This window comes from Bradyrhizobium barranii subsp. apii (genome assembly GCF_011516635.5).
Taxonomy (GTDB): Bacteria; Pseudomonadota; Alphaproteobacteria; order Rhizobiales; family Xanthobacteraceae; genus Bradyrhizobium; species Bradyrhizobium barranii.
On the sequence record NZ_CP096255.1, the window covers coordinates 3,512,579 to 3,530,788 of the forward strand.

Sequence of the window (18,210 nt, forward strand, 5' to 3'; positions counted from 1 at the left end):
GACGGTGCACCCTCTCCCCTTGTGGGAGAGGGTGGCTTCGCGAAGCGAAGCCGGGTGAGGGGTTCTCTTGGCCGCGACGGTGCGGAGAGAGGACCCCTCACCCGGGCGAGGGTGTGGCCAGCGGCGGAGATGCCCTCTCCCACAGGGGGAGAGGGCGCATCGGCTGGCAGCGCGGTCTCGGTTCGAAGCAGGTTCACTCCGCGGCCTCCGCCATATGCCCATGCCCGCCGAGATCCACCACGCGCAGCGTCGTTCGCACGCGTTGCGTGGTGCCGTCCTGGAAGCGGATCACGGTGTCGACGGGGATGTCGGCATCGCCGCGGTAGATTGCGTTGATGATGCCTTCGTATTTCTCGTTGATGACGCTGCGACGCACCTTTCGGGTGCGGGTGAGCTCGCCGTCGTCGGCGTCGAGCTCCTTGTAGAGCAGCAGGAAGCGCGAGATGCGTTGGGCCGGCGGCAGCGTGGCGTTGACGGTCTCGACTTCCTTCTTGAGCAGCGCGTAGACCTCGGGGCGCGAGGCGAGGTCGCTGTAGGTCGTGAACGAGAGCCGGCTCTTCTCCGCCCATTTCGAGATGATGGAGTAACGGATGCAGATCATCGCCGCGAGCGCGTCGCGGCCGGCCCCTAGCACCACGGCCTCCGCGATATAGGGCGAGAACTTCAGCTTGTTCTCGATGAACTGCGGCGAGAAGCGCTCGCCGCGCGAGGTCTCGGCGAGGTCCTTGATGCGGTCGATGACGACGAGCTGGTGGTTCGCGTTGAAATAGCCGGCATCGCCCGACAGCATCCAGCCGTCCCTGATGTCGGCAACGCTTGCTTCGGGGCTCTTGTAGTAGCCGAGAAACATGTTGGGGTGCCGCACCACGATCTCGCCGACGCCGTGGACGTCGGCATTGTCGATGCGGATCTCGACGCTGTCGGCCATCGGTACGCCTGTCGTGTCAGGGTCGACCTTGCCCTCGGGATGCAGCGTGTAGGCCCCTAGCAGTTCGGTCTGGCCGTAGAGCGTGCGCAGCGGCACGCCCATGGCCTGGAAGAACTTGAAGGTATCAGGCCCGAGTGCCGCGCCGCCGGTCGCGGCCGAACGCAGGCGGGTGAAGCCGAGGCGGTCGCGCAGCGCGCGGAACAGGATTGCGTCGGCAAAGCTCGAACGTTTGCCGTCTGCGAGCGCGGCGAGTCCGCTTTTCATGCCGATGTCGAACAGGCGCTGCTTGAACGGCGTCGCGTCCATCACCTTGGCGCGGACGTCGGCGGCGATGGATTCCCAGACGCGCGGCGCAAACAGCACGAACGTCGGCGCGATTTCGCGCAGATCGTTCATCATCGTATCAGGCTCTTCGACGAAGTTGATCTTCATCCGGCACAAGAGGCCTTTGCCGAGCACGTAGACCTGCTCCATGATCCACGGTAGCGGCAGCACGGAGACGTATTCGTCGTCCGGCCCCTTCGGATCGAAGGCGAGATAGGTCGCGCAATGGCCGAGCACGCGGCCGGCGGCGAGCATGGCGAGCTTCGGGTGCGAGGTGGTGCCCGACGTTGTGCAGAGAATCGCGACATCCTCGCCCTTGGTGGCATCGACGAGGCGATCGTAGAGCTCCGGCTCACGCGTGGCGCGGCCGCGGCCGAGTTCGGCGAACGCTTCCGCCGACATCAGTCGGGGATCGTCGTATTTCCGCATGCCGCGCGGATCGGAATAGATGATGTGCTTCAGCCGCGGCACACGCTCGGCAAGCGCGAGCAGCTTGTCGACCTGCTCTTCGTCCTCGGCGAAAACGACCTGCGCCTCGCCATAGTTGAGGAGGTAGGAGGCTTCCTCGTCCAGCACGTCGCGATAGAGCCCAAGGCTCAAGCCGCCGATGGCGTGGGTCGCCACTTCCGCCGCGACCCAGTCCGGCCGGTTGTCGCCGATGATGCCGATGACGTCCTCGCGCCCCAAGCCCAATTCGATCAGGCCGAGCGCAAAGTCGCGTACGCGGGTGTGGTAGTCATTCCAGGTGAAGACGCGCCAGAGCCCGAGATCCTTTTCGCGCAACGCGATCTCGTTGCCGTGCTCCCTGGCATTGAGCGCAGCATCTTCGGATAAGTGTCGGCCTGCGCGACGCGGCCCGCGTAATCCATCATGCCGCGCTCTCCTGCGCTGGAGGAGCATCGTCCGGATCGACCAGCACCTCGTCCTCCTCGCCGAGATAGGCGCGCCTGACGTGCGGATCGGCGAGCACGGCGGCTGGATCGCCCTCGGCGATCTTGCGGCCGAAATCGAGCACCATGACGCGGTGGGAGATGTCCATCACCACGCCCATGTCGTGCTCGATCATCACCACCGTCATCCCGAACTCCTCGTTGAGGTCGACGATGTAGCGGGCCATGTCCTCCTTCTCCTCGAAGTTCATGCCGGCCATCGGCTCGTCGAGGAGAATGAGGCGCGGCTCAAGCGCCATGGCACGGGCGAGCTCGACGCGTTTGCGCAGGCCGTAGGAGAGGGTGCCGGCTTGAGCCTTTCGCACCGACTGGAGATCGAGGAAGTCGATGATCTCCTCGACCTTGCGGCGGTGCTCCAGCTCTTCCTTGCGCGCGCCGGTGAGCCAATACAGCGATCCCGTAAGGAAATTGTTGTTCAGGAGGTGATGGCGCCCGACCATGATGTTGTCGAGCACGCTCATGTGGTGGAACAGGGCCAGATTCTGGAAGGTGCGGCCGATGCCGAGCGTGGGACGCGCGTTCGGCGTCAGCCCTGTGATGTCGCGGCCCCGGTAGAACAGCTGGCCTTCGGTCGGCTTGTAGCGGCCGGAAATACAATTCACGATCGAGGTCTTGCCGGCGCCGTTGGGGCCGATGATCGAGAACAGCTCGCCGTCATTGATGGCAAAGCTGACATCGGTCAGCGCACGGACGCCGCCGAATCGCAAGGACACGCCGCGCACTTCGAGACTGGTAGCCACCAAACAAATCCCTCCCGGTGATGGCGCATTCAGCGGCGCTCTTCGTCCGTTCCTGTCGGGCGATCCTAGTACGGCCGTGCCGGTGAGGCCATGCAGCTATTGGTCTCGACCGGCGCCGCACCACTCTTGCTCCCGATCGGGATCAAAAGCCGCATCGCCCAAGGTGGTCCTCAATAGGGGAAAGCGCTATTTTGAAATGTCTCCCGCCTGACAATTCTGCGACAAAGTTTTTTCAGGCGGGAGTGGCCTTTCTTTCGTCGGATGGTGGTCGAAGTGGTCGTGTTGCAGTGCAGCAGAGAGATTGGGTGGCGAACGGTGCGGCTGGCTTCGGCATCATGATTTCAGAGGATCAACTGAAGCGGGTCGCCGCCTTGTCGCGCGAGCTCACGGACGCGGAGATCGAGGTCGCCCGCACCGGGATCACGGAACGGTCCTACCGCACCGGTGAGACCGTGTTCATGCGCGGCGATACGTTCAGCTATTGGGCGGGCATGGTGAGCGGCCTGGCACGGATGGGCGGGGTCTCGCGCGACGGCAAGGAGACGAGCCTTGCGGGGCTGACGGCCGGGGCCTGGTTCGGCGAGGGCAGCGTGCTTAAGAACGAGCCGCGCCGCTACGACGTGGTCGCGCTGCGCGACAGCCGCGTCGCGCTGATGGAACGCAGCGGCTTCATGTGGCTGTTCGAGAACAGCGTCGGCTTCAACCGCTTCCTGGTGCGTCAGCTCAACGAGCGGCTCGGCCAGTTCATCGGCATGCTCGAGGTCAACCGCACGCTGGATGCCACCGCACGCCTCGCGCGCAGCATCGCCTCGCTGTTCAATCCGATCCTCTATCCCGAGTCGACCGCGCATCTGGAAATCACCCAGGAGGAGATCGGGGCGCTCTCGGGCATGTCACGGCAGAACGCCAACCGCGCGCTGAACCGGCTGGAGAAGGTGGGGCTGCTGCGGCTCGAATATGGCGGCGTCACCATTTTGGATGTCGAGCGGCTGCGCGGCTACGGGGACTAGCGCGCATTTGCCGGCGCGTGGACCGGCCAGAGGTCGGCGCGCCAGCGGATCGCGATCGCCAGCATCGCGATGAAGCCTGCGGCGGCGTAGAGCGAGCCCGTCGCGGAATAGCCGATGATGTCGATCAGGCTACCGGCCGCGAGCAATCCGAGCGGCAGGCCGTAGATCACCATCATGCGGACGCCCATGACGCGGCCGCGCAGGTGTGCGCTCGCCGTCCGCATCAGGATCACGGCAGCTGAGATCATCGACATGCTCTGGGCGATGCCGGCGAGAACGAGGCAGGCCATCGCCACCGGCATGGTCCTGATCTCGACGAACACCAGCAGCATGGCGTACCAGGCCAGCGTTGCGCCGATGAGAAGCCGGGCAATGCGCAGTCCGCTGACCAGGCTGAGCGTGATGGAGCCGATCAGCGAGCCCACGGCGAAGCTCGCCGAGAGATAGCCGAGGCCGGTCTGGTCGGTATGAAAGATGTCCCGCGCGATGTAGGGCAATAGTCCGCCGGTGAAGGGAAATGCGGTGAGATTGGCCAGGAAGGCGACGCACAGCGCCGCGCGCATTCCCGGGCCGTTCCAGGCATAGACGATCCCTTCCTTGAGGTCGCCCAGCAATCGCGAGACCGCGTGGCTGTTCGCCGGAAGATCGCTCGTCGTGACGGTCCTTTTCGGCCGGGTCAGGCAGAGCATGAGAAGTGCGGCCGCGAGATACAGACAGGCGATCGCCACATAAACGAGGCCGATGCCGAGGACGGCGAACAGACCTGCGCCCGTCAGCGCTCCGGCGATGCGGGCGCTGTCCTGGGTCGTGCGCGCAACGCTGATGGCGCCCACCAGTTGCTCGGGCGGCATGATCTCGGCAAGCAGCGCGCCGCGAACGCCGAGATCGGAGGGGCGGATCAGGCCCATGAGCGCGACGATGATCATCACGCTCAGCGGCGACAAATGACCGGTCAGCGCCAGGACCATGATGGTCGACGAGAGCGCGGTATAGGCAAGGCGCATCACGACCAGGAGGTCGCGATGACCCATCCGGTCGCCGATCATGCCGAGCACCGGCGCGACCAGGGTCCCGACGAACTGCAGCGACGCAAGCACGGTGAGCAGCAGCACGGAGCCCGTCTCGACCATGATGTACCAGCCGAGCACCAGCGTCTCCACTTCGAACGCCCACGAGGTGAGCAGATCGGACGGCCACTGGAAGCGATAATTGCGGATGCGGAATGGCGCGAGTGCGGATGTGCTCAAGATGCGATGACGGGTTTCACGGCGATTCCCCCTTATTTTTGTTCTTCTGTTGGCAGGGTAGCCCCGGCCATGCCTCTGTCAATTGGCGCTACCGCATGCCGCCATGCTTGCCGACGATTTGCGGTGCGCCAGTGCGCCCGCAGCATCGCTTCGTCGCCTAGCCGATACGGAGCGGGTGATCAACCACCGCTTGCTCTTCCCGTGTGACGAGCCCATGCTTGCCTGGTTCCTGGGGCCATTCGGCAGGTCCAGGAACTCGCGCCATCGCGGCTTCCGCGAGGTCTTGACCCATGAACTGCTCTTGCTGTGGTTTAGAGGTCCAGAGCGGCTTTGCCTTCTGCCCGAAGTGCGGCACGAAGCAGCCGAACGCGTGCCCTGGCTGCGGCTTTCCATGCGCGCCGGATTTCGCCTATTGCCCGAAATGCGGTGCCTTCGTCGCTGAGGTCCCCACAGGCGGGCAGACATCGGCGCGGACGAGCCAGACGACGCTCCCGATCCAGTCCTCCTCTCCGCCGCTCGTGCCGGCGGAGGAGGCTCAAGCCGCATTTCGAGCTCCGTCGGACAAGATCGACAGCGAGGCGAACCGCCGCACCATCACCGTGCTGTTTGCTGATCTCAGCGGCTTCACTGCGATGAGCGAGCGGCTCGACCCCGAGGTCCTGCAGACGCTTCAAAACGAATTGTTCGAGGAGTTGACGGCCGCGGTGCAAAGCTTTGGCGGCTTCGTGGACAAATTCATCGGCGATGCGCTGCTGGCTCTGTTTGGTGCGCCGGCGGCGCACGAGGACGACCCGGAGCGGGCGATGCGCGCTGCCCTCGACATGATCGGCCGGACGGCGCGCCTCAGCGAACGCGCGGAGGCGTATGCCGGTTCACCGCTGCTGCTCCATGTCGGCATCAACACAGGGCACGTCGTCGCGGGCGGGCTCGGGGCGGGTGTTTCCAAATCCTATTCGGTGACCGGCGACACGGTGAATACCGCCCAGCGACTACAGTCGATGGCGGCTCCGGGCGAGGTGCTGGTCGGGCCGTTGACCCACCGTCTGACGCGGCATGCGTTCTCCTATGACTCGCTTGGCGAGGTCTCGCTCAAGGGCAAGATGGGCAGCGTGCTGGTCCACCGTCTGAAGGAGCCGCTCGACACGCCCCGTGCGGCGCGCGGTCTCGACACGCTGGGCCTCAATGCGCCGTTGATCGGGCGCGACGCCGAGCTTGCGCGCCTGATCGGCAGCCTTGATCGCGCGTGCGGCGGCGCGGCTCAACTGGTGCGGCTGGTCGGCGAAGCCGGCATCGGGAAAACGCGCCTGGTCAGCGAGTTCGTCGCGCGCATCCGCGACCAGGATCGATTCGCCGGCGTGGCGATCCGGCACGCGGCGTGCTCGCCGCTCGGCGAACAATCCTACGGCACTCTCGCCGCCGTGCTGCGTAGCGCCTATGGCATCGCGCAGAAGGCGGGAGCCGTAGAGGCGGAGGCGAAGGTCGCCGAAGCGCTGTCGGAGCTTGGCCTCGCGACCGACGAGGCCGACCGCCTGATGCCCCTCTATCTGCACGTCCTCGGCGACCCCAACGCCGCCCTCAGGCATGTCGAGCCCGAACAGCTCCGCCGGCAGATATTCTTCGCGATTCGCACCGTCTTCGAACGCCGCCTGGCACTGTCGCCACTGCTGATCATCGTCGAGGATCTGCATTGGGCCGATGCGGTCTCGCTTGAAGCGTTGCGGTTCCTGATGGACCGACTGGAGCGGACGCGGCTGATGCTGCTGTTTACGCATCGGCCGATGCTGGAACTGGACCAGTTCGGTTCGAGCAGGATCAGTCACACAACCCTTCGGCTGCCCCCGCTTGGCGACGCCGACGGACAAGGGCTGCTCGCGGCCTATTTCAGTCACGGTTGGCGTGAACCGCCGGGAGGTCTGTTCGGTCGAATCCTCGATCGCGCCGGCGGCAATCCGCTTTTCCTCGAGGAGATCATACGCGGCCTCATCGAAGTCGGCACCCTCGAGCGCGACGGCGCGCAGTGGCGGATCAAGTCGGATGAAGCGGCCGCCGATATTCCGGCAAGCATTCAGGCGTTGTTGCTGGCGCGTCTCGACCGGTTGCCGCATCAGGTGCGCCGCCTGGCACAGGAGGCCGCCGTGATCGGCCCGCGTTTTGATGCGGTTGCACTCGGTGCGGCGGCAACCGAGCCAGCAAGGGTTGAAGCAGGGCTCGAGCTTCTGTGCGACGCGGAGATCATCGAGGAGATCGCGGGCGCGAACTCGATTTCACTGCGAACCTACCGCTTCACGCAAACCATGCTTCAGGACGTGATCTATCAAAACCTGCTTCTGCAGCGCCGGATCGAGCTTCATGGACGGATCGGCGGGGCGCTGGAGAGGCTCTATGGCCATGAGCCCGAGCGCCTCGAAGATCTCATACTGCTCGGACATCACTTCAGTCTGAGCGCGAGCAAGCCGAAAGGCGCACGCTATCTGCGCGCGGCCGGCGATCGGGCACGCGCGAGCTATGCGAACGACGATGCCATCCGTCTCTACCAACAGGCCCTCGCCGTACTGTTGACCGGCGGCGAACGGGAGCCGGAACGTCTGGTCCTGTACGAGCGGATTGCGGACCTTTGTGGCGCGGCTGGCCGCCGGAACACAGCCGAGGAGCACTATCAGAGCGCGTTGGAGGGGCACCGCGCCTTACAGGACGGTATCGGCGAAGCACGAATTCTTCGCAAGCTTGGCCGATTGCTGTGGGACGCCGGCAAGCGGATCAAGGCAGAGACGCATTACGCCGAGGCGGCCAACCTGCTTGGAGGGACCGACGCGCCCATCGAGTGGGCGCATCTCCTGCAGGAGCGCGGCCGTCTCGCGTTTCGGACCGGCGATCACGTCGCCGCCGCAAGATGGGCGGACGAGGCGCTCGGCTATGCACGGTCCGTACCGGCGGACGCGGACGAGCAGAGTGGGCCCGAGGCCGCACGTGCGATTGCGGAGGCCCTCAACACCAAGGGCGTTGCGCTGGCGCGGCTTGGACGACACGAGGAGGCAGTGCGCGAGGTGGAGCAAAGTGTTGCGGCCGCCGAAACAGCCGGCTTCCTTAACGTAGCCTGCCGCGGCTACACCAATCTCGGTGTGCTCTACACGATTGTCGACCCGGCGAAAGCCGTGGAGGTCTGCCGGCGTGGACTCGATGTCGCGCGTCGGATCGGGGATCTCGGCTTCCAGGCACGCCTCCTTGCCAATTTTGCCGTTGCGTGTTGCACCTTCACGGACAGATGTACCGAGGAAGGCGTGCCGGCTGCCGAGAAGGCGATCGAAATCGACCGGGCACTCGATCAGCGCGAACATCTCTCTGTGCCCCTGATCGTTCTCGGGCAAATCCATCAATGCCACTTCCGCCCCGATCTGGCCGCCCTTTGCTACAATGAGGCAATCGAGGTGGCGAACGAAACCGGCGAACCGCAGCAGCTCTTTCCATGCTATGATGGTCTCGCCACGCTGAGCCTTGATCGAGGCGACATGCCCGAGGCCGACCGATATTTCGCGCTGGCGCATGATGTCTGCGCCCGCCACGGGCTTGATCCCGCCGGGCTGATCGTACTGCCATTTCTTGACTAGGTCATATGAAGGAGTTCAACCATGTCAGAACTTCATGTCGACGGACCGCTTCAACCGGGCGATCGCGCACCGAACATCGTGCTGGACGCGATCACACGCGATGGAACGATCGCGCTCCAGGATTTTCGCGGGCATAGCCCGATATTGATCGGCTTGTTTCGCGGGCTGCACTGCCCGTTCTGTCGGCGCCACATCGCGGCACAGGCGCAACTTGACGCAGCCCTGCGCGACAAGGGCGTCGAAAGTCTCACGGTCGTGAACACGCCCATCGAGCGCGCGCGGCTCTACTTCCGCTATCATCCCTTGCCCAATCTGCTCGCCGCGTCCGACCCCGAGCGGGTCTCGCACCGCGCGTTCGGCCTGCCCACTATCGAGTTTACGGAGAACGAAACCGAGTGGCCGCGCAAGGTGGGTATGGACGTCGTCAAGAGCATGCAGGTGGAGGTGCCCGGCGAAACGTCGGGGTCGATGAATCGGTTGGCGGCTGCCGAGTACCTCAACAACAAGGACGGCTACGAGATGATGGAGGCCGATCAGCGCATGGCGGCAACCGGCCAGGGCCAGCTGTTCGGCCAGTTCCTGCTCGATCGCGAGGGGATCGTGCGCTGGACCTTTACCGAGGTTCCTGAAGGCGGCCACCGCATGTTCGGGGCTCCGAGCCCTCAGGAGTTGATGTCGGCCGCCTCGCATGTGGCGAGCTAAGCATCGTCGGCTGGTGACTAACCCGCCACCTTCGGCCGTTTCTCGGCGAGCGCTGCCGCCATCGCCGAGATCAGCGGGCGCATGAAATAGTGGTCTTCCGCCGGTGCGATGTCCGTGCGCAGGCCATGGGCGGCGAGCTCTCCCGACACCGCGGGACCCACCGACGCAATCAGCGTCCGCTCCAACCCTGCGCGCAACTTCGCCTCACTGCCATGTGCCTTCGCGGCTTCCACGAGGCGGCGGACCTGGCCAAGATTGGTCAGCGCGATGGAATCGATCCGCCCCTCGGCCATGTCGTCGATGGCGGCGACGATGTTGGCGTCCGCCGCCTTTGAGTCGTAGGCATAAGGCAGCACGGTATCGACATCGGCGCCTTGCGCGGCAAGTGCGCCGGTCAGTGCGCTGTGGTCCTTGTCCGGATAAAGCTGAAGGCCGACGCGTCGCCCGTTCAAGTCGAGCCTGCCCAGTATTTCGATCACGCCCTCGGTGGTCGGCTTCTCCGTGGTCTGCTGCGCATCGAGGGAGATCTCGCGCAACGCCTTGCCGGGCTTCGGGCCGCGAGTGAATTTTCGCGATTTGGCGAGGGCTGCGACCAGAGCCTGGTCGAGACCACGGCTCCGCGCGAGCTTCATGATCCGCCGCAGGCCTTCGCCCGTCATCAGCACGAGATCGTCAAAGGGCTGGTCGATGGCGCGGCGGATCCAGGCCTCGACCGGGGCGGGATCGGGCGCGTCGTGAATAGTGAACATCGGGCACTGCACGACATCGGCACCTTGCTCCGCCAGAAGCTTTGAAAACTGCGCCTCCTCGCGCGTCTCCAGGATCAGGATGCGGTAGCCGTTCAAGCGGTCGGCCATGGGTGTGCTCCGGTGGTAAATGGTCCGTTCATCCTGACTCCGCGCTTTATGCTGACGCAAGTCTTTGGGATCAAGTCTTGGGATTGGCGCGAGGGCGGGGTCGGTGATAGAGCAGGGCGCAAATCGCGGGTCGTTCCGCAGTCGCTGCCCAAACCTTCATCAAGAGCCATGCCCGATCATCAATATGTCCTGACCCTGTCCTGTCCGGATCGTCCCGGCATCGTCTCAGCGGTGTCGACCTTCCTGGCCCATAACGGACAGAACATTCTCGATGCCCAGCAGTTCGACGACATCGAGACCAAGAAGTTCTTCATGCGCGTGGTGTTCACCGCGGCCGATCTCGCCGTGGAGCTGTCGGCGCTCCAGACCGGCTTTGCCGCGATCGCGGAGCGTTTCGGCATGGAGTGGCAGATGCGCGACCGTGCCGCGCATCGCAAGGTGATGCTGCTGGTGTCGAAGTCCGACCACTGCCTGGTCGACATCCTCTATCGCTGGCGCACCGGCGAGCTACCGATGGTCCCGACCGCAATCGTCTCCAACCATCCGCGCGAGGTCTATGCCGGGCTCGACTTCGGCGGAATCCCGTTCCACCATCTGCCCGTCACCAAGGAGACCAAGCGCGAGCAGGAGGCGCAGATCCTCGATCTCGTCGCCGAGACCCGAACCGATCTCGTCGTGCTCGCGCGCTACATGCAGATCCTGTCGGATGATCTTTCTGCCAAGCTTTCCGGCCGCTGCATCAACATCCACCACTCGTTCCTGCCGGGCTTCAAGGGCGCAAAGCCCTATCACCAGGCCCATGAGCGCGGCGTCAAGCTGATCGGCGCTACCGCCCATTACGTCACGCGCGACCTCGACGAAGGCCCGATCGTCGATCAGGACGTCGAGCGCATCAGCCACCGCGACACGCCGGAGGATCTCGTCCGCAAGGGCCGCGATATCGAGCGGCGCGTGCTGGCCCGCGCGATCCGCTACCACCTCGACGACCGCGTCATCCTCAACGGCCGCAAGACCGTGGTGTTCATGGATTGATTGCCCGTCGTTCCGGAGCGCGCGACGCGCGAATCCGGAACCTCGAGATTCTCGGGTGCGCAATTGCGCACCATAGTTCGCCTCTGCGAGGCGTCCCGGAATGACAGCGAGATCGTTGTTGTGCCTCAGCGCACCGCGCCGCCCGACGTGGACCCCGTCGCACCCTTCTGCGCCTGCTCTTCCTTCTCGCGATCCGCCGCCGGCAGCAGCCGCTTGCGTTCGCGCTCTTTCATGTAGGCGTCGTATTGCGGCGTGCCGGGCCGCGGCGGTGCGTCGGCCGGCAGGCCGCCGGCCCATTGCGGGACGTAGTCGCCCATGCCGGCGGTGAGCTTTTCGTTGACGGTGCCGCAGCCGGACAGCCCCGCGGCGAGCGCAAAGAGGGTGAGGACGGAGCGGAAGGGCTTGAGCATTGTGCGCGCGCGAATTCAGTCAGGTTGGACGCCGGGTTAGGCTGGCGCGGGAAGAGTAGTCTTCAACAAGGTAAAATAGACTTATTCGAGGTAGGTAATTAGCTACCGATTTGCGCTGAACCGAAGACTCGCCGGTGTCCGAATTCTGCAAAAGAAAGACGAAATCCTCCATCCACGCGTCTGGTCGCTTTCTAGACTGTGGCAAGGGGCACGCGACAAACTGGCTTGGTCGGCGGCGGGGCTTTTTCGTTGACAGGTCCATTTTATTTGTACAATCGTACAAATAGGAGCGGCCAGGATCGGGGGCTCGGGTTACCCCGACGTAACCACGGCATCGCTCCCGTCGTCGGCAATCGGGACGCGCGGCTTGCGCCGAATGGTCGCCAAACGTCCGATTGACAATAAGGGCGCGAAAGACGCCATGTGGCGCGACATCGCGCGTGCGTGAGCTAAGGTTGAGCCAAGGACCGGGCACTCGGTCCGGCGCACAAGAGGTCAGGAATGAAGGGGAGGGACATCTGATGTTCGAACGGAAGACGTTTTCTTACAAGGTCTCTTGGACCGCAGCAGCGGCCGCCATCGCCGGCCTCGCGGCCATCGTGCCGGCCAAGGCCGAGGACACCGTCAAGGTCGGCCTGATCCTGCCGATGACCGGCGGCCAGGCCTCGACCGGCAAGCAGATCGAGAACGCGATCAAGCTCTACATGCAGCAGAAGGGCGACACCGTCGCCGGCAAGAAGATCGAGATCATCCTCAAGGACGACGCCGCGATTCCGGACAAGACCAAGACGGCCGCGCAGGAGCTGATCGTCAACGACAAGGTCAATTTCATCGCCGGCTTCGGCGTGACGCCGGCCGCGCTCGCGGCCGCGCCGCTCGCAACCCAGGCCAAGATCCCGGAAGTCGTGATGGCGGCCGGCACCTCCATCATCACCGAGCGCTCGCCCTACATCGTGCGCACCAGCTTCACGCTGGCGCAGTCGTCGACCATCATCGCCGACTGGGCGGTGAAGAACGGCATCAAGAAGGTGGCGACGCTCACCTCCGACTACGCGCCGGGCAACGACGCGCTGAACTTCTTCAAGCAGAATTTCACGGCCGGCGGCGGTGAGGTGGTCGAAGAGGTGAAGACGCCGCTCGCAAATCCGGATTTCGCGCCGTTCCTCCAGCGCATGAAGGACGCCAAGCCCGACGCGATCTTCGTGTTCGTGCCGGCCGGCCAGGGCGGCAACTTCATGAAGCAGTATGCCGAGCGTGGCCTCGACAAGGCCGGCATCAAGGTGATCGGACCGGGCGACGTCACCGACGACGACCTGCTCAACAACATGGGCGACGCCGTGCTCGGCACGGTCACCGCGCATCTGTATTCCGCGGCGCATCCCTCGCAGATGAACAAGGATTTCGTCGCGGCCTACAAGAAGGCCTTCGGCAACCGCCCGGGCTTCATGGCCGTGAGCGGCTATGACGGCATCCACCTCATCTACGAGGCGCTGAAGAAGACCAACGGCGACACCGATGGCACCAAGCTGGTCGAAGCCATGAAGGGCCAGAAGTGGGAAAGCCCGCGCGGCCCGATCTCGATCGACCCCGAGACCCGCGACATCGTGCAGAACATCTACATCCGCAAAGTCGAGAAGGTCGACGGCGAGCTCTACAATGTCGAGTTCGCGACCTTCGAAGCCGTCAAGGATCTCGGCAAGACCAAGAAGTGACCCGCGAAAGCGGGGCATCCCGGGGCGCGCATTAGCGCGACCCCGGGATCTCGTGAGCTACACTCTGCGTCATGCCCGGGCTTGTCCCGGGCATCCACGCAAAGCCCGGACAAGAACGTGGATGGCCGGGACAAGCCCGGCCATGACGATAACTCCAAGCTGAGACGATGACCTCTATCCTCACCAACCTGTTCGATGGCGTTGCCTACGGCATGCTGCTGTTCGTGCTCGCTTGCGGGCTTGCGGTCACGCTCGGCCTGATGAACTTCGTCAACCTCGCCCACGGCGCCTTCGCCATGGCCGGCGGCTATGTCTGCATGGTCCTGGTCAATCGGATGGGCTGGCCGTTCTTCGCCGCGCTGCCGCTCGCCTTCGTCTCGTCGGCTGCGATCGGCATCGTGCTGGAGCGAACGCTCTACCGCCATCTCTATGCGCGCAGCCATCTCGACCAGGTGCTGTTCACGATCGGTCTCACGTTCATGTCGGTCGCGGCCGTCGACTACATCCAGGGCTCGTCGCGGGTGTTCATCAATTTGCCGGCTGCGCTCCAGGGCCAGTTCGACGTGTTCGGCGTCGGCATCGGCCGCTACCGGTTGATGATCATCGTGATCTGCGGCCTGCTCACCATTGGTCTCCAGATGGTGCTGGCCAAGACCCGGTTCGGCAGCCGGCTGCGCGCCGCGGTCGATGATCCCCGTGCCGCGAGCGGCCTTGGCATCAACGTGCCGCAGGTGTTCGCCTTCACCTTCGCTTTCGGTTGCGGGCTCGCCGGCCTCGGCGGCGCGCTGAGCGCCGAGATCCTCGGCCTCGATCCGTATTTCCCGCTGAAGTTCATGATCTACTTCCTGATCGTCGTCACCGTCGGCGGCTCGTCCTCGATCACCGGGCCGTTCCTGGCCTCGCTCCTGCTCGGCATCGGCGACGTCGCCGGCAAATATTACGTGCCGAAGATGGGCCCCTTCGTGATCTACACCATGATGATCGTGATCCTGATCTGGCGCCCGAACGGCCTGTTCGGCCGCACGGCCGCGCGTTGAGGCCGCCGATGAGCGCTTCCTCCGACGTCGGTTATCACGCCCAGCGCCAGGCACGCTGGCACTATGGCGAAGTCGCCTTCTGGCTGGTCGTGCTGGCCTGCGGCTTCGCATTTCCCACGCGCTATCTGATCATGACCGACATCCTGCGGCTGGCGCTGTTTGCGATGTCGCTGGATCTCATCCTCGGTTATGCCGGCATCGTCTCGCTCGGCCACGCCGCCTTCTTCGGCGTCGGCGCCTACGCCGCGGGGCTTCTCGCCTTGCATGGCATCATCAACGAGCCCGTGCTCGCGCTGATCGTCGCCGGCCTTGCCGCGATGGTGCTGGGTTTCGCCACCAGCTTCCTGGTGATCCGCGGCGTCGATCTGACCCGGCTGATGGTCACGCTCGGCATCGCGCTGCTGCTTGAAGCGCTCGCCGAGCGCTTCTCTAACATCACCGGCGGCACCGACGGCCTTCAGGGCATCGAGATGCAGCCGATCTTCGGCGAGATTGCGTTCGACATGTTCGGCAAGACCGGCTTTTTCTACTCGCTGGCGGTGCTGTTCCTGTTGTTCCTGTTCGCCCGCCGCGTCGTGCATTCGCCGTTCGGCCTGTCGCTGCGCGCGATCAAGAACAATCCGCTGCGCGCCGCCGCCATCGGCATCCCCGTCAACCGCCGCCTGATCGCGATCTACACGCTCGCGGCGTTCTATGCCGGCATCGCGGGCGCGCTGTTCACCCAGACCACGGCGATCGCCTCCCTCGACGTGTTCGCCTTCGAGCGTTCGGCCGATTTGATGCTGGTGCTCGTGATTGGCGGAACCGGATATCTCTATGGCGGGCTGGTCGGTGCGGTGGTGTTCCGTATGCTCCAGGAATTGTTCTCCACCATCACCCCGCAATATTGGCAGTTCTGGATCGGTCTCGTGCTGGTCGTGATCGTGCTCGTCGGCCGCCAGCGCCTGCATCGCTGGATGCTGTACGTGCCGAACCTGGTCATCAAGCAGGTTGCCGGACGCAAGGCCGTCGTTGCCGTGCCGGAGAGCGACGCATGACCATCGCGCTCGAAACCCAAAATCTCGAAAAGCAGTTCGGCGGTCTGCGCGTGACGCGGGACCTGTCGCTCAAGATCGAGCAGGGCGCCCGCCACGCGCTGATCGGCCCGAACGGCGCCGGCAAGACCACGGTCATCAACCAGCTCACCGGCGTGCTCAAGCCGAACTCGGGCCGTATCCTGCTCGAAGGCCAGGACATTACCGATCTGCCGGTGCACAAACGCGTGCTGCGCGGTCTGTCGCGCACCTTCCAGATCAACCAGCTCTATCCCGACCTGACCCCGCTCGAGACCATCGGCCTTGCCGTCTCCGAACGCCTCGGCCATGGCGGCGACTGGTGGCGGCGGATGGGCACGCGGAGCGACGTCAATGGCGAGATCGCCGATCTTCTGAGGCGCTTCCATCTGCTCGACGTCATGAACGAAGAGACCGTGACGCTGCCTTACGGCAAGCAACGCCTGCTCGAGATCGCGGTCGCGATCGCCGCCAAGCCCCGCGTGCTGCTGCTCGACGAGCCCGCCGCCGGCGTGCCCGAGAGCGAACGCCACGACATTCTCGCCGTCGTAGGCAGCCTGCCGCGCGACGTCACCGTGCTCCTGATCGAGCACGACATGGACCTCGTCTTTTCCTTCGCCGACCGCATCTCGGTATTGGTCTCGGGCGCGCTGCTCACCGAAGGTCCGCCCGACGTGGTCGCGCGCGACCCGCAGGTCAAGGCCGTCTATCTCGGCGAGGAGGCGGTCAATGTCTGACCTGCTCGCGATCGACGCCCTTCGCGCTGGCTATGGTGAGGCGGTGGTGCTGCCCAACATGTCCCTGCGCCTCGCCGAGGGGCAGGTGCTTGCGCTGCTGGGCCGCAACGGCACCGGCAAGACCACGCTGATCAACTCCATCGTCGGCGTGACCCGCCGTTTCTCCGGTTCGGTCGCGCTGGCCGGCACCGATGTCACGAGCTTGCGGCCCGATCAGCGGGCGCGGGCCGGCATCGGCTGGGTGCCGCAGGAGCGCAACATCTTCCGCTCGCTGACGGTGGAAGAGAACATGACCGCGGTGGCGCAGCCCGGCCCCTGGACGGTCGAGAGGGTCTACGAGATGTTCCCGCGGCTGAAGGAGCGGCGGAGCAATTTCGGCAACCAGCTCTCCGGCGGCGAGCAGCAGATGCTGGCGATCGGCCGGGCGCTGACCCTCAACCCGAAGGTTCTGCTGCTGGACGAGCCGACCGAGGGCCTCGCCCCCATCATCGTCGAGGAGCTTCTGAAGGCGATCGGCAGCATCACCCGGGCGGGCGGCATCTGCTCGATCATCGTCGAGCAGAACGCGCAAAAGATTCTGGGGCTCGCCGACCGTGTTGTGATATTGGAGCGCGGAACGATCGTCCACGACGCCCCGAGTGCCGCGCTGAAGGCCGACCCGTCGGTCCTCGAACGCCACCTCGGCGTCGCAGGGGCGGCGGCCCACTAAAATATCCCGGGAGTAGAAAATGCAGCGAACCAAAGCCCCCTTCCGCGCCGACGAGGTCGGCAGCCTCTTGCGTCCCGCGAAGATCAAGGAAGCCCGCGCCAGGCTCGAGAAGGGCGAGATCTCGGTCGACGATCTGCGCAAGATCGAGGACATGGAGATCGAGAAGGTCGTGCACAAGCAGGCCTCGATCGGCTTGAAGCTCGCGACCGACGGCGAATTCCGCCGCTCCTGGTGGCATTTCGATTTCCTGGCCAAGCTCACCGGCTGCGAAATGTTTCACCCGGACACGGGCATCCAGTTCGCGGGCGTCGAGACGCGGCATGACGCGGTCCGCGTGATCGGCAAGCTCGATTTCCCCGACGACCATCCGATGCTGGATCACTTCCGCTTCCTGAAGAAGTCCGCCGACCAGGCCCACGTCACCGCCAAGATGACGATCCCCTCGCCGGCCGTGCTGCACTTCCGCGGCGGCCGCAAGGCGATCTCCAAGGACGTCTATCCCGATCTCGACGCGTTCTACGAAGACCTCGGCAAGACCTACCGCAAGGCCGTGAAGGCGTTTTACGATGCCGGCTGCCGCTATCTTCAGTTCGACGACACCGTGTGGGCGTATCTCTGCTCGCAGGACGAGTTGCAGAAGGCGCGTGAGCGTGGCGACAATCCCGAGGGTCTCCAGCAGATCTATGCGCGCGTCATCAATTACGCGCTGGCCGAGAAGCCGGCCGACATGGTGGTGACGACGCATGTCTGCCGCGGCAATTTCCGCTCGACCTGGATCTCCTCGGGCGGCTACGAGCCCGTGGCCGAGACCATGCTGGCCGGCACCAATTACGATGGCTACTTCCTCGAATACGACTCTGACCGCGCCGGCGGCTTCGAGCCGCTGCGCTTCCTGCCCAAGGGCAACAAGGTCGTCGTGGTCGGCGTCATCACCTCGAAGTTCGGCGAGCTCGAGAAAAAGGATGACATCAAGCGTCGTCTCGAAGAGGCCGCCAAGTTTGCACCGCTGGAGCAGCTCGCGCTGTCCCCGCAATGCGGCTTTGCCTCGACCGAGGAAGGCAACATCCTCTCCGAGGAAGAGCAGTGGGCCAAGCTCGGCCTTGCGGTCGAGATCGCCAAGGAAGTGTGGGGCAACTAAGTTTGCCACATGGCTGCTGT

General features: G+C 64.6%; 14 protein-coding genes and 1 pseudogene. 10 read left to right on the plus strand and 5 right to left on the minus strand.

Going from position 1 to position 18,210, the window contains the following annotated elements; translation table 11 throughout:
• Positions 1–193 precede the first annotated feature (193 nt).
• A pseudogene (locus tag HAP41_RS16735) lies at positions 194–2,124 on the minus strand (AMP-binding protein).
• Positions 2,121–2,942 carry an ABC transporter ATP-binding protein gene (locus HAP41_RS16740; protein ID WP_063986231.1) on the minus strand — a complete coding sequence of 274 codons (822 nt, stop codon included), beginning with the start codon at positions 2,940–2,942 and terminating at the stop codon, positions 2,121–2,123. The pseudogene HAP41_RS16735 and the gene HAP41_RS16740 overlap by 4 nt, the downstream one beginning before the upstream one ends.
• 335 nt (positions 2,943–3,277) lie before the next feature.
• On the opposite strand from HAP41_RS16740, the gene HAP41_RS16745 reads away from it, so the two are divergent.
• Positions 3,278–3,952 (plus strand): Crp/Fnr family transcriptional regulator, encoded by a 675-nt coding sequence (locus tag HAP41_RS16745; protein WP_166105954.1) that lies wholly within the window; start codon positions 3,278–3,280, stop codon positions 3,950–3,952.
• Here HAP41_RS16745 and HAP41_RS16750 read toward each other — a convergent pair.
• The gene (locus HAP41_RS16750; RefSeq protein WP_175618111.1) at positions 3,949–5,199 is read right to left on the minus strand and encodes an MFS transporter; all 1,251 of its coding nucleotides are present in this window, start codon (positions 5,197–5,199) and stop codon (positions 3,949–3,951) included. The genes HAP41_RS16745 and HAP41_RS16750 overlap by 4 nt on opposite strands.
• Before the next feature lie 290 nt (positions 5,200–5,489).
• On the opposite strand from HAP41_RS16750, the gene HAP41_RS16755 reads away from it, so the two are divergent.
• Both HAP41_RS16755 and HAP41_RS16760 read left to right on the plus strand, forming a co-directional pair.
• Complete coding sequence (locus HAP41_RS16755; protein WP_166099619.1) at positions 5,490–8,804, plus strand: adenylate/guanylate cyclase domain-containing protein; 3,315 nt, start codon at positions 5,490–5,492, stop codon at positions 8,802–8,804.
• A gap of 21 nt (positions 8,805–8,825) precedes the next feature.
• Positions 8,826–9,506, plus strand: coding sequence for a redoxin family protein (locus HAP41_RS16760; protein ID WP_166099617.1), 681 nt, complete (start codon positions 8,826–8,828; stop codon positions 9,504–9,506).
• 17 nt (positions 9,507–9,523) lie between these two features.
• Here the strand turns inward: HAP41_RS16760 and HAP41_RS16765 are convergent, their stop codons facing one another.
• Positions 9,524–10,363, minus strand: coding sequence for a uroporphyrinogen-III synthase (locus HAP41_RS16765; RefSeq protein ID WP_166099615.1), 840 nt, complete (start codon positions 10,361–10,363; stop codon positions 9,524–9,526).
• A gap of 168 nt (positions 10,364–10,531) precedes the next feature.
• Between HAP41_RS16765 and purU the strand changes: the two genes are divergently transcribed.
• A complete protein-coding gene (gene purU, locus HAP41_RS16770) occupies positions 10,532–11,395 on the plus strand; it encodes a formyltetrahydrofolate deformylase (protein WP_166099612.1) in 864 nt (287 codons plus the stop codon).
• Positions 11,396–11,520: 125 nt separating this feature from the next.
• On the opposite strand, the gene HAP41_RS16775 is transcribed toward purU, so the two are convergent.
• Positions 11,521–11,805, minus strand: coding sequence for a hypothetical protein (locus HAP41_RS16775; protein ID WP_166099607.1), 285 nt, complete (start codon positions 11,803–11,805; stop codon positions 11,521–11,523).
• A 521-nt stretch (positions 11,806–12,326) separates the two neighbouring features.
• Between HAP41_RS16775 and HAP41_RS16780 the strand changes: the two genes are divergently transcribed.
• The 6 genes from HAP41_RS16780 to HAP41_RS16805 all read left to right on the plus strand — a co-directional run bounded on the left by HAP41_RS16780 (position 12,327) and on the right by HAP41_RS16805 (position 18,190).
• Positions 12,327–13,517: an ABC transporter substrate-binding protein gene (locus tag HAP41_RS16780; RefSeq protein WP_014493878.1), complete on the plus strand. Its 1,191-nt coding sequence runs from the start codon at positions 12,327–12,329 to the stop codon at positions 13,515–13,517.
• A 167-nt stretch (positions 13,518–13,684) separates the two neighbouring features.
• Positions 13,685–14,554, plus strand: coding sequence for a branched-chain amino acid ABC transporter permease (locus HAP41_RS16785; RefSeq protein ID WP_007612509.1), 870 nt, complete (start codon positions 13,685–13,687; stop codon positions 14,552–14,554).
• An 8-nt stretch (positions 14,555–14,562) separates the two neighbouring features.
• Entirely contained in the window at positions 14,563–15,591 is a 1,029-nt protein-coding gene (locus HAP41_RS16790) for a branched-chain amino acid ABC transporter permease (RefSeq protein ID WP_166099602.1), read from the plus strand.
• The gene (locus HAP41_RS16795) at positions 15,588–16,343 is read left to right on the plus strand and encodes an ABC transporter ATP-binding protein (protein WP_014493881.1); all 756 of its coding nucleotides are present in this window, start codon (positions 15,588–15,590) and stop codon (positions 16,341–16,343) included. Before HAP41_RS16790 ends, HAP41_RS16795 begins: the two co-directional genes overlap by 4 nt.
• Positions 16,336–17,052, plus strand: coding sequence for an ABC transporter ATP-binding protein (locus HAP41_RS16800; protein WP_166099597.1), 717 nt, complete (start codon positions 16,336–16,338; stop codon positions 17,050–17,052). The genes HAP41_RS16795 and HAP41_RS16800 overlap by 8 nt, the downstream gene beginning before the upstream one ends.
• Before the next feature lie 19 nt (positions 17,053–17,071).
• Positions 17,072–18,190: a cobalamin-independent methionine synthase II family protein gene (locus tag HAP41_RS16805; RefSeq protein WP_166099590.1), complete on the plus strand. Its 1,119-nt coding sequence runs from the start codon at positions 17,072–17,074 to the stop codon at positions 18,188–18,190.
• Positions 18,191–18,210 lie beyond the last annotated feature (20 nt).

Bases quoted from the DNA above. Each gene is read 5' to 3' on its own strand.
- HAP41_RS16745 (WP_166105954.1), top strand. From the start codon at position 3,278: ATGATTTCAGAGGATCAACTGAAGCGGGTCGCCGCCTTGTCGCGCGAG.
- HAP41_RS16755 (WP_166099619.1), top strand. From the start codon at position 5,490: ATGAACTGCTCTTGCTGTGGTTTAGAGGTCCAGAGCGGCTTTGCCTTC.
- HAP41_RS16760 (WP_166099617.1), top strand. From the start codon at position 8,826: ATGTCAGAACTTCATGTCGACGGACCGCTTCAACCGGGCGATCGCGCA.
- HAP41_RS16765 (WP_166099615.1), bottom strand. From the start codon at position 10,363: ATGGCCGACCGCTTGAACGGCTACCGCATCCTGATCCTGGAGACGCGC.
- purU (WP_166099612.1), top strand. From the start codon at position 10,532: ATGCCCGATCATCAATATGTCCTGACCCTGTCCTGTCCGGATCGTCCC.
- HAP41_RS16775 (WP_166099607.1), bottom strand. From the start codon at position 11,805: ATGCTCAAGCCCTTCCGCTCCGTCCTCACCCTCTTTGCGCTCGCCGCG.
- HAP41_RS16780 (WP_014493878.1), top strand. From the start codon at position 12,327: ATGTTCGAACGGAAGACGTTTTCTTACAAGGTCTCTTGGACCGCAGCA.
- HAP41_RS16785 (WP_007612509.1), top strand. From the start codon at position 13,685: ATGACCTCTATCCTCACCAACCTGTTCGATGGCGTTGCCTACGGCATG.
- HAP41_RS16790 (WP_166099602.1), top strand. From the start codon at position 14,563: ATGAGCGCTTCCTCCGACGTCGGTTATCACGCCCAGCGCCAGGCACGC.
- HAP41_RS16795 (WP_014493881.1), top strand. From the start codon at position 15,588: ATGACCATCGCGCTCGAAACCCAAAATCTCGAAAAGCAGTTCGGCGGT.
- HAP41_RS16800 (WP_166099597.1), top strand. From the start codon at position 16,336: ATGTCTGACCTGCTCGCGATCGACGCCCTTCGCGCTGGCTATGGTGAG.
- HAP41_RS16805 (WP_166099590.1), top strand. From the start codon at position 17,072: ATGCAGCGAACCAAAGCCCCCTTCCGCGCCGACGAGGTCGGCAGCCTC.